Origin of the sequence: Bradyrhizobium elkanii WSM2783 (genome assembly GCF_000472865.1) — a bacterium.
GTDB lineage: Bacteria > Pseudomonadota > Alphaproteobacteria > Rhizobiales > Xanthobacteraceae > Bradyrhizobium > Bradyrhizobium elkanii_A.
On the sequence record NZ_AXAP01000156.1, the window covers coordinates 1 to 8,927 of the forward strand.

Below are 8,927 nucleotides of genomic sequence, written 5' to 3' on the forward strand. Positions count from 1 at the left end.
TTCGCTCACTTCGCCCCAGCCGTATCAGCCTTCCCCGAAAGGGTCATCGGGTCGGCCTGCGCATCGTCCTTTTCGAGGCTTGCTCGACGTTCACTCGCGTTACGGCCTGCACACTCGCGCTGTCACCAATTCGTGACACGCTAATCGAAGGCTTCAGCCACTTCGTTACCTCCATGACTGCTCCGATTGCTTCCGGCTGGAGCGTTTGCCGGGTGGGACTTGCACCCACTGGAAAGCGCCGCCTTGTCACGGCGCACACCCTGAGCAGACACTGGCTCCTTTTCGCGCGCCCAGCCAGCTGCCGACGACCGTCGCCGGAAACCGAGCTCTCCGCTCACTACATCGTGCTGGAGGACGGCCACGTCGTGCAGTGCGTGCCCGAAGCCAAGCGCGCCTGGCACGCCGGCGTCTCATCCTGGGCGGGCGAGGAAGACATCAATTCCTGCTCCATCGGGATCGGGATCGTCAATCGCGACCATGACTGGGGCTATCCGGATTTTCCCCTGCGCCAGGGATCCCGGTAATTCGGTTCGGGTTCGGTCGGCGTTTGTACATCGAGGCGCGGTGCGGGCTCGAAAATAAATTCATAGAGCATGTCGTTTGGGCGGTCTGCCGTTCGACTGGGTGTCGGCGATCCAGCCGATCAAGAGGAGCTACGGAAATGCAGAGCGGAGGTTGGCAGATGACGATCTCGCATCGATTTATCGAGACAAATGGCATTCGAATGCACCTGGCCGAAGCAGGGGACGGCCCAACTGTGCTTCTCTGCCATGGCTTTCCGGAGTGCTGGTATTCGTGGCGGCACCAATTAGAAGCACTCGCTGCCGCCGGATATCGCGCCATCGCCCAACATGCGTGGTTACGGGCAGACGGACAAACCGGATGCGATCGATCAATATACTCTATTGCATCTGACCGGAGACATGGTCGGGTTGCTCGACGCGATCGGCACGGATCAAGCAGTCATTGTCGGACATGATTGGGGAGCGCCGGTCGCTTGGCGCTGAGCTCTGTTTAGACCGGATCGATTTAGGGCGGTCGGCAGCTTGAGCGTACCGTTTCCGGTGCGTGGTCCCAACCGACCAAGCACTGTCATGCCGAGGGCGGAAAAGCAGCGCTTCTATCAACTCTATTTCCAGACGCCGGGCGTTGCCGAGGCGGAACTCGAAAAGGACGTTCACAACGCAATCAAGACAACATTGTTTGCCCTATCTGGCGATGCGGCGGTTGAAAATCCTGCGTCGCTCACGATGCTTCCTAGTGACGGTGGTTGGCTTGATGGGAAGCCTACGACCCAATCATTGCCGGCGTGGCTCACGGACAATGACATCAAATTTTATGTCGAGGAGTTCAAGCGCACCGGCTTTAGAGGAGGTTTGAATTGGTATCGCAACATTGACCGCAATTGGGAGTTGCTCGCACCATGGTCTGGCGCAAAGGTTCAGGTCCCGGCACTATATATCGTCGGCGATCGAGACGCGGTTTACAGATCTCCGAATTGGGACCATCTCATCCCTAGCCTGAAACAGTCCGTGCCCTTGCTTCGCGAGTCAATAGTCTTGAAATGTTGCGGTCATTGGACTCAGCAAGAGCGCGCCAAAGACGTGAACAATGCCCTCCTGGAATTCCTGAAACAGTTATGAATCGCGAACGGACCACTTTTGGCGGCTCGCTTGCTGGCAACAAGCAACGTGCTCGCTGGATCGAAGACTTGCGTAGACACGGCAGGCAACGCGACTGAAGCCCGGCAACGCAATGTCGCGTTTTGGACCCAAACCGGACTTCCTTCTCAATGCAGCTATAGGGCCGTTATGTCAGGCCAAGTGCTGAGGCGATTTGCTTGTCTTCACGCCCGTAGTTGATGGCCCCTTGAATAGGTGACATCATCATGAGCATGAGTTTAGACCGCAAACCGCAGGTACGCCGGACGACGCCGCCGTCGGAAAGTGTCGTTGCGAGCTGGTACGAGAACGCCAGTTTACTCGATAGCTACAGCATTGACTTGAGTGCATCGGAACAGTTCGTCTATAGCTTCCTGATCACCGAGGCGAACGCTGTCGTCAAACCGATCCATGACAAGGCCATGCCGGTCATCCTGACGACGGATGAGGAGCGCGACGTCTGGCCGCGCGCGCCGTGGGATGAGGCCAAGGCACTCCAGCGACCGCTGCCCGACGACGCCCTGAAGATCGCCATGCGCGGCCCGGACAAGGAAGATAAATTCGCAGCATGAACTACGCAGAGAACCGCCCCTACGCCGATCCTGAAAGCCGGCCGCCGGCTGATGGAGCTCGCACATACCGTCGAGCCCGTGCAAAATGGACGCATCCACATCGAAAAGATCAACTACCCATTCATGGATCACGAGAACGCCAAGCCGTCCGAATATGGCGCCGGGCTCAAGCTCGCGATCGAGCGCGGCTAGCTCAAGGCGTTTGAAAAGGCCCCAGCTTCGTGCCGCTGGGGCCGTTTCGCTTTGAGCGCGGTACGGCCCCCCTTAAACGAACCCGAACCAGGAAAGCTATGCAATTAATCTGACCCAATCAGGCGAGCTACGCCCCTGGGGCAGCTTCTCCGGAGAGGTGCCGGGGCGTTTTCTTTTCCATCAAACTCTACGCTGCCTCGCGTCTCGAACGCTCAACGAGCTTGCTGACGGCTTCGAAGCTCTTTTCATAGTTGCTCGCCGCCTGATCAACATTCTCGGCAAACAGCCGCATCATCGACGCTTGGAACTCAACGAGTGGCTTCACAGCGTTGAAGCCGAGGGAGGCACTGGCAGCCGCGCGACTCTCTTGTTCTTTGACTATGCCGCGCACGTCTAATTTCTGATCGGCCATTTGATTCCCTCCTCTTGTTATTGCCCCAGCCACCTGACCCCAAACGCTACAGCGAGATGCGAGTTTCAAACGACGGAGATTAATGCGCTGACTAGGTCAGACAGTCAGGCTGACAACTTGTCTTCTTCGCGCCGAGCTTCGTGCGCATTAAGGCGCTCGGCGATCTCAACAGCAACGGTGAGGCTGGGCGATGAGGCCATTGCGGGGGTGCGCCGAATCTCGCAGGATCGAAATCGACCGTGGCACAAGAGATAAGGCGCATGAAGTGCATCGAAGACAAGCCCTACGTGGACCCGGAGAAAGCCGCGCGCCGGCTGCTGGAGCTGGCCAACGCCGTCGCGGCTACAGGACGGCCGCATCCACATCGAGAAGATCAATTACCCATTCATAGGTCGGGAGACGGCCAATCCCGCTGAATATGGCGCCGGCCTCAAACTCGCAATCGAGCGCGGCTGGCTGGGGCTGCACGAGAGCGGCACCTGCGTGAAAATCACGCCGGCAGGCGCCGAGTTGCTTGTTCTCAACTCCATCACCAGGACCCAAAATGATGGGCAGCCTGCACGGAGGAACATCGAGCGTCCTGCTGCGATTGAATCCCCATAACCTGACACAGGAGGTTCAAATGGCAGCGGAGTCTCGCGAGACAGTCAATCTGATCGGGAGCGACAAGGTCGAAGGCACCTCAGTTTACGGCGCCGAGAATAAAAAGATCGGAACTATCGAACGCGTGATGATCGACAAAGTTAGCGGCAACGTCTCTTACGCTGTCCTGAGCTTTGGTGGCTTCCTCGGCATCGGCGATGATCACTATCCGCTGCCGTGGCAATCGTTCAAGTACGACACGAGCCTGGGTGGCTACGTGACTGGGATCACCGAGGATCAGCTCCGCGGGGCACCCAAGTATCGTGATGAGAGTGCGTGGAACTGGAGTGATCCGGCTGCTGGACGCCTGGTGAAAGAATATTATGGCGTTTCTGTCGTTTAACAGGCGCGACCGGCCGACCTATGCAAGTTGGCCGTCACCTTATCCGGCGCCTTTAGGTCCCCGTTACCATCGTCGCGACATCTCACCTCGTCGATAGAATTGACTACCTCGGACGCTCGCGTTCCCTTCGTCCTTTTTTCGGACGACATCCTCGTCGTTCGTGCTGGGGCGCGGAGGCGACTTGGGCATGCCCGCCTGACCACCGTGTTTGCCTCCTCGGTCTTGGATCCCCTCCAGGTCATTTTCCTTGGGCAAGAGTCCATCTCCTCTTATGCGCTGCTAACGCGCGAGCCGTCGCTCCACTTTCCGTCGGCTATTGCCGCTATTGCCGACCTTCTTCACTGCTTTCTTGACCGCGGACGCCGATCGGCCCGTCTTTTTCGACTCGTAGCTGACCTCGTACCGCTGGCCGCCGGCTACTCGGGCCCGATCCTGCTTTCGGGGCGCGTGATGACTGCTTCTTCGCTTTCTTTGCCATGGGTTTCTCCATTTACCCTCCCCGCAACGCAGATCGATTCATGAAAGTTCCACCTGTTGGCCAGTGTCGGGAACGATTCGGCTCGGCCGGATTCGAATCTTCGGCATGACAGGGTCTTTCGGGCGAAGCGTTGTTATGTGTGCTGTTGCATTGCGTTCAGTTGGATCTGGTCTGGCTGACATCAACGGAGCGCGGAAGGCACCCAAGCCGGGCTTCATCAACCCGTGCGATCCGACCCTGCGCAACCAGCCACCGGACGGTCGCGGTTGGGTTTATGAAATCAAGGCGGACGGATACCGCGCGCAGCTTCATCTCGACGGCCGCGAGATCACCGTCTATTCCCGGACAGGCTACAATTGGACCGAGCAATTCTCCTCAATCGCGGCGGCGGCTCGAAAACTGAAGGCGAAATGTGAATAGGCACGCCATTTGACCCTCGATCGGCATCCAAGGTTGACCCTATGCAGATCACTCAAGCGTATGAACGGCCGTCGAAAACTCTTTGCACGCTGGGGTCAACCTTGGACGCCGAAAGGGGCCAACGTTCGAAGCCGAAACACACCCTTAGGCGCGGTTTCCTCCTTTGGAGGCTTTCGGACGCCGGCCGCCGAACTCGCGGCGCCGTCCCTCAAGCGGCCGGTATCCGCAACCCTTCACAATTTCGGACTCATGCACTGCGGCAAAGCATCTACTCAATTGCCTCGTCAACGTGGCGGGAGATGCTGCGCATTGGCTATCCAGACTAGCTAGGCGCCGCCGCCGGAGGCTCACCGACCGCTTTGACGGGCCTCCGCCGCGCAAATGTCAGTAGCGTTCGCCGCGGACCGGAATTGGAACTGCTGCGTCACCCTGCCTGCTATGCTCTTTTTTCAGTTGCATCCGGCAGTCATTTGCATCAACCCCCTTCATGATACTGCGAGCAGAAAGCCTTTTTTCTCGCGGCGAGAGTTTGGAAGTTGTTTTTTTGAGAGTGAAACTGTCTCCTAAGTGAATTCAAATCGGTGCGCGTAGAGGAAGCAGATTTAAACCTATGTTGAGATCACCATTCCGCGACGCCCCAAAGGGTGCACGCCGCGGATGCTTCGCTGCCGGTTCCCCGCAGTGAGGCCTTCCGTCGGAAACGGTAACCGCCTTCTTGCGATACTGCCTGCATCGGAGTTCGATCTACTGGGGCCCGAGCTCCAGAGGATCCCGCTCGATCAAGACACGGTCCTTTCGAGAGCGGGTGACGAGATCGAGTACATTTTCTTCCCTCATAGCGGTGCCATCTCGCTGATGATCGACATGGCGGACGGAAGGACGGTTGCCACCGCCGCGGTTGGACGCGAGGGGGCAGTAGGCATGCTTTCGGTGCTCGGGCCGTCACCGTCGGCCGCTACCGCGGTCGTACATGCGGCAGGCACCGCCACGCGGATCCCTGCATCGCGATTTCACGCCGCTTTCAACCGCAGCCCTGTGATCCGGCACGCGGTCCAGAAATACACTAGAGTGATGCTGGTACAGTTCCAGCTCGGCTCGGCCTGCAACGCGCTGCACCCGGTCGAAGCCCGCATGGCTCGCTGGCTGCTCCAGCTTCGCGATCGCATCGACCACGACGTACTGCCGCTCACCCAGCAGGCGCTTTCGCAAATACTCGGTGTACGACGAACGACCGTGACGCTCCTGATGCGCAATCTGCGCGAGCGCGGGGCGATAAGGTCTGATCAACGAGGCCGAATCGAGATCGACCGACCACGGCTCGCGGCAGCGGCGTGCGAATGCCACGACACCATGCGTCTCGAAGTCGAGGACATCTTCTCGGCCCGATCTCGTCCGGCGATTCTGGCTGATGATCATCGCATCTCAGGATTTAATTCGGACGAGGCTATGTGAGGGCGTTTCGGCCCTAGACCGACCATTATCGCCGCTTACAGAGTAAGAGAGAGCGTTGACGGCGAAAGCAACGATCAGCCCAATGTCGGCTGCGGGGTCAAAGCGAGAAGAACTCAAGGTGAGCAAATTTGGTCCGCGTTGCCTCAGGGAGCAGACCTCAATGAGGCGTCTCGCCACGTCGCTGATGGGCCAATTGCGGAAATTTCCGTTTCATCGACGCGAAGTGAAGAACGCCCTCAAGGGGTCTCGATAAGAATATACCCGCGATTCTCAATCGTATCGAATGTGCGCATACCCTTGATGAGGGTTGCAGTTGGCATCGCAGGAACGAGTCGGATTCGGCATCATATGCTCCAAGCGGCGAGATATGTCCGGGGCCCTCTTGGCCTACAGCCTTGCGCTGGTAGGCGACGATTACATAGTCACCACGACGCTTGAGGTTTTCAACCAGATCAGTCCGAATATCCTGCTCGGGCTTGCTGTCATCGACGATGACAAGCCGGGTCGAAAGACCATTGGCCCTCAGCATCTCATCGAGCTGACGGGCCTGATAGCCGAAGTCGTGGATCTGCTTTCCATTGATCATCACCGGTTCGCCAAAAACTTGAGCGCGCGTCTTCTGGCCTTTGGTGATCACCATATCCTGTGTGAAGCGAGGGATTGTGGGATCGAAACCGCTCGGAACATATTTGAGATCTTCGGGCTGCAATCGGCTCCGGTCCCTCGGCAGATCAGGGCTCCGACCTTGAACGGCGTTAAGCACAATTGCGGCAGACGCGGGTCCGCAGAACGCTTTGTTGGACTCGGCTTCGAACTGATTGGCAAGAGCCGGAAAGTCCACCTTGGCAGTTGAGCGGGCCAGCCGCGTAAGCCCTTCATCCGAGGAAAAAGGCACAAGCTCCTGAGAAATGGTCGCTGATGTGTTGTCTAGCGCAAAGGCAGCCGGAAGCTGCACCGTCGCCAACGAAAGCGCGAGTGCAATTCGCGCGAGACGTGACATAGTTAGCTCCTATTTCTTGGAAGCTCGACGGAATCTAATCTAACGAGCCCAAAGGCCGGTTATAAAAAGAAATGTTGCCGCGTTTTCGCGCCTCAGGAGACTGAAAGTCGCCTATGGGTCTTGGTTGTGTGCAAACGGACGCGGCCGTGGTCGACAATCGTTGCAGGCCACGCGTTCCAACGTCCGATAGCCGGCCAAGGTGGGTATAGGGACGCGTTATCGCGCTTTTGGACGCACTTTCCGGCCTTTAGGCGGCGCGGATGGCTGCAATCAGGCTCGGTTTGCCGACGATGTTCATCACCCGTGTGAGGTTATAAGCGAGAACATGCAGGGCCATCTCAGCGGAGACATTCCTTAGGCGCTTCATTAGGAAGTGCATTGCACCCATACGGGCTTTGATCGTGCCGAAGGGACGTTCAGGTGTTGGACGACGACGCGAGAAGCGCGCTGCTGGAGCTGGTGGACGTGACCATCGACGAGCCGCGACACCAGCTGGAGCGTGGGGACCACTACGTGCTGGCCGATCGCCATCATCTGCTTTGCGCCAGCGTGATGTCGGACTGGTCCTAATGGTCCAAGCTGCTGACCGATGGCGCGCTGTTCTGTCCTTACCCTGGCGTGTTCGTTCCCTTCTCCGAGAAGGCCACCCGCCACGCGCTGGTGATGGTGCAGCCTGATCCGTACATCGCGGAACATATGCTGGATCGCTTCGAAGACGCCAAGGCGGGCGAGATCAGGAAGCAGCAATGAGCGGTAACGAAAAGGCAGCCGGCTTCCCGAGAAGTGGGAGCGACCGCTTTGAGTCCAAAACGCGAAGGACTCAGCTTGAGCAAATCAGGTCCGCTATTCACCCCTGACCAAAGCTAGTTCCTCTCGGCTGGCGCGCCGCTTTCTTGCGGTGCGACAAGCGTTCGCATAGCGCCCCTTATACCGAAGAGCCGACTAAGAACTGACATTGGGGGTCCGCATCGGGCGATCGAAAGCGTGCGTTTCGACAAAGCCGCATGCGGATCTAATAGCCAGTAGACCCATTTTCATCCACCCTCAATCGCCGCGTCGCGAAGGCGGGATCACGTTTCGTTCGTTGACCGAGCGGATGGATACCAGCACCCCGCCAGGGCGATTTCCTGTTTCAAGCGAGCAGCCATATTTCAGGGCTGCGTCAGGGAAAGGCATCCAGATCATGCCAATAAACGCGCCTGCGATTCGATCGACCGCCGTATTCCTGTGTTCGGCTTTTCTTGCTTTTGGATATGCTGTCCCCGCAACCGCCGATGCGCCAGCGCCACCAAAAGGAGACTATTTCCATACCGGGGCCGGCGCGCACTATCTGGAGCGCGCCAAGGGCGACATCATCACCGTGCCCTTGCGTGGCAACATCAATGTCCTGATGGGATCCGGGGGGAATATCGTGGTTCTGTCGGGAAGCGAGGGCAAGTTCCTCGTCGATGCCGGGATCAAACCGTCAAAAGACAAATTGCAAGCGGCTCTCGATAAGATCGGCCCGTCACCGTTGAAATACGTCGTAAACACCCATTGGCACTGGGATCATACCGATGGAAATGAGTGGATGCATGCAGCCGGCGCCGCGATCATTGCACAGGGAAACACGTTGAAGCATCTTTCCGATACCACTCGCATCGATGATTGGAATTGGACGTTCGCTCCCGTTCCGGCGGGCGCGCGCCCGACGATCATCGTGGACAATGTGAGGGAGTTCGCCTTTGCGGGCGACTCCATAAAGGTGGAGCATTT

11 protein-coding genes and 4 pseudogenes are annotated in these 8,927 nt (G+C 58.1%); 11 read left to right on the forward strand and 4 right to left on the reverse strand.

Annotated features, from left to right (window positions below):
- Positions 1–320: 320 nt before the first annotated feature.
- The 5 genes and pseudogenes from YY7_RS64195 to YY7_RS61585 all read left to right on the forward strand — a co-directional run.
- Positions 321–512, forward strand: a pseudogene (locus YY7_RS64195) (N-acetylmuramoyl-L-alanine amidase); the annotation flags it as partial.
- 339 nt (positions 513–851) lie between these two features.
- A complete protein-coding gene (locus tag YY7_RS64905; RefSeq protein WP_349642730.1) occupies positions 852–1,007 on the forward strand; it encodes an alpha/beta fold hydrolase in 156 nt (51 codons plus the stop codon).
- A gap of 39 nt (positions 1,008–1,046) precedes the next feature.
- Positions 1,047–1,643 carry an alpha/beta fold hydrolase gene (locus tag YY7_RS64910; RefSeq protein WP_349642731.1) on the forward strand — a complete coding sequence of 199 codons (597 nt, stop codon included), beginning with the start codon at positions 1,047–1,049 and terminating at the stop codon, positions 1,641–1,643.
- A gap of 380 nt (positions 1,644–2,023) precedes the next feature.
- Positions 2,024–2,233 (forward strand): annotated as a pseudogene (locus YY7_RS0148325) (SOS response-associated peptidase); the annotation flags it as partial.
- A gap of 51 nt (positions 2,234–2,284) precedes the next feature.
- The gene (locus YY7_RS61585; RefSeq protein WP_245287697.1) at positions 2,285–2,425 is read left to right on the forward strand and encodes a hypothetical protein; all 141 of its coding nucleotides are present in this window, start codon (positions 2,285–2,287) and stop codon (positions 2,423–2,425) included.
- Positions 2,426–2,612: 187 nt separating this feature from the next.
- On the opposite strand, the gene YY7_RS0148335 is transcribed toward YY7_RS61585, so the two are convergent.
- Positions 2,613–2,837, reverse strand: a complete 225-nt coding sequence (locus YY7_RS0148335; RefSeq protein ID WP_028168928.1) for a hypothetical protein — start codon at positions 2,835–2,837, stop codon at positions 2,613–2,615.
- Positions 2,838–3,459: 622 nt separating this feature from the next.
- On the opposite strand from YY7_RS0148335, the gene YY7_RS0148345 reads away from it, so the two are divergent.
- Positions 3,460–3,822, forward strand: a complete 363-nt coding sequence (locus tag YY7_RS0148345; RefSeq protein WP_028169244.1) for a PRC-barrel domain-containing protein — start codon at positions 3,460–3,462, stop codon at positions 3,820–3,822.
- A gap of 279 nt (positions 3,823–4,101) precedes the next feature.
- Here YY7_RS0148345 and YY7_RS59830 read toward each other — a convergent pair.
- Positions 4,102–4,300, reverse strand: a pseudogene (locus YY7_RS59830) (DUF3606 domain-containing protein).
- Positions 4,301–4,405: 105 nt separating this feature from the next.
- On the opposite strand from YY7_RS59830, the gene YY7_RS64205 reads away from it, so the two are divergent.
- Together YY7_RS64205 and YY7_RS55890 are read left to right on the forward strand one after the other, a co-directional pair.
- On the forward strand, positions 4,406–4,720 hold the full coding sequence (locus YY7_RS64205; RefSeq protein WP_245287698.1) for a hypothetical protein: 315 nt from the start codon (positions 4,406–4,408) through the stop codon (positions 4,718–4,720).
- Between the two features lie 681 nt (positions 4,721–5,401).
- Positions 5,402–6,172, forward strand: coding sequence for a Crp/Fnr family transcriptional regulator (locus YY7_RS55890; RefSeq protein ID WP_035693077.1), 771 nt, complete (start codon positions 5,402–5,404; stop codon positions 6,170–6,172).
- A gap of 157 nt (positions 6,173–6,329) precedes the next feature.
- Here YY7_RS55890 and YY7_RS59840 read toward each other — a convergent pair whose 3' ends face one another.
- Both YY7_RS59840 and YY7_RS59845 read right to left on the reverse strand, forming a co-directional pair.
- Positions 6,330–7,172 (reverse strand): phytochelatin synthase family protein, encoded by an 843-nt coding sequence (locus tag YY7_RS59840; protein WP_080664210.1) that lies wholly within the window; start codon positions 7,170–7,172, stop codon positions 6,330–6,332.
- A 247-nt stretch (positions 7,173–7,419) separates the two neighbouring features.
- A pseudogene (locus YY7_RS59845) lies at positions 7,420–7,605 on the reverse strand (IS5/IS1182 family transposase); the annotation flags it as partial.
- On the opposite strand from YY7_RS59845, the gene YY7_RS61590 reads away from it, so the two are divergent.
- The 3 genes from YY7_RS61590 to YY7_RS59850 form a co-directional block, all read left to right on the forward strand.
- Positions 7,593–7,742 carry a hypothetical protein gene (locus YY7_RS61590; protein WP_155255670.1) on the forward strand — a complete coding sequence of 50 codons (150 nt, stop codon included), beginning with the start codon at positions 7,593–7,595 and terminating at the stop codon, positions 7,740–7,742. The pseudogene YY7_RS59845 and the gene YY7_RS61590 sit on opposite strands and share 13 nt — an antisense overlap.
- Before the next feature lie 48 nt (positions 7,743–7,790).
- On the forward strand, positions 7,791–7,922 hold the full coding sequence (locus YY7_RS64700) for a hypothetical protein (protein ID WP_283807061.1): 132 nt from the start codon (positions 7,791–7,793) through the stop codon (positions 7,920–7,922).
- A gap of 346 nt (positions 7,923–8,268) precedes the next feature.
- Positions 8,269–8,927 (forward strand): MBL fold metallo-hydrolase (locus tag YY7_RS59850; protein WP_210164761.1); only part of this gene is annotated, 659 nt, incomplete at its 3' end.

Bases quoted from the DNA above. Each gene is read 5' to 3' on its own strand.
- YY7_RS0148335 (WP_028168928.1), bottom strand. From the start codon at position 2,837: ATGGCCGATCAGAAATTAGACGTGCGCGGCATAGTCAAAGAACAAGAG.
- YY7_RS59840 (WP_080664210.1), bottom strand. From the start codon at position 7,172: ATGTCACGTCTCGCGCGAATTGCACTCGCGCTTTCGTTGGCGACGGTG.
- YY7_RS0148345 (WP_028169244.1), top strand. From the start codon at position 3,460: ATGGCAGCGGAGTCTCGCGAGACAGTCAATCTGATCGGGAGCGACAAG.
- YY7_RS64905 (WP_349642730.1), top strand. From the start codon at position 852: ATGCGTGGTTACGGGCAGACGGACAAACCGGATGCGATCGATCAATAT.
- YY7_RS64205 (WP_245287698.1), top strand. From the start codon at position 4,406: ATGACAGGGTCTTTCGGGCGAAGCGTTGTTATGTGTGCTGTTGCATTG.
- YY7_RS61585 (WP_245287697.1), top strand. From the start codon at position 2,285: ATGGAGCTCGCACATACCGTCGAGCCCGTGCAAAATGGACGCATCCAC.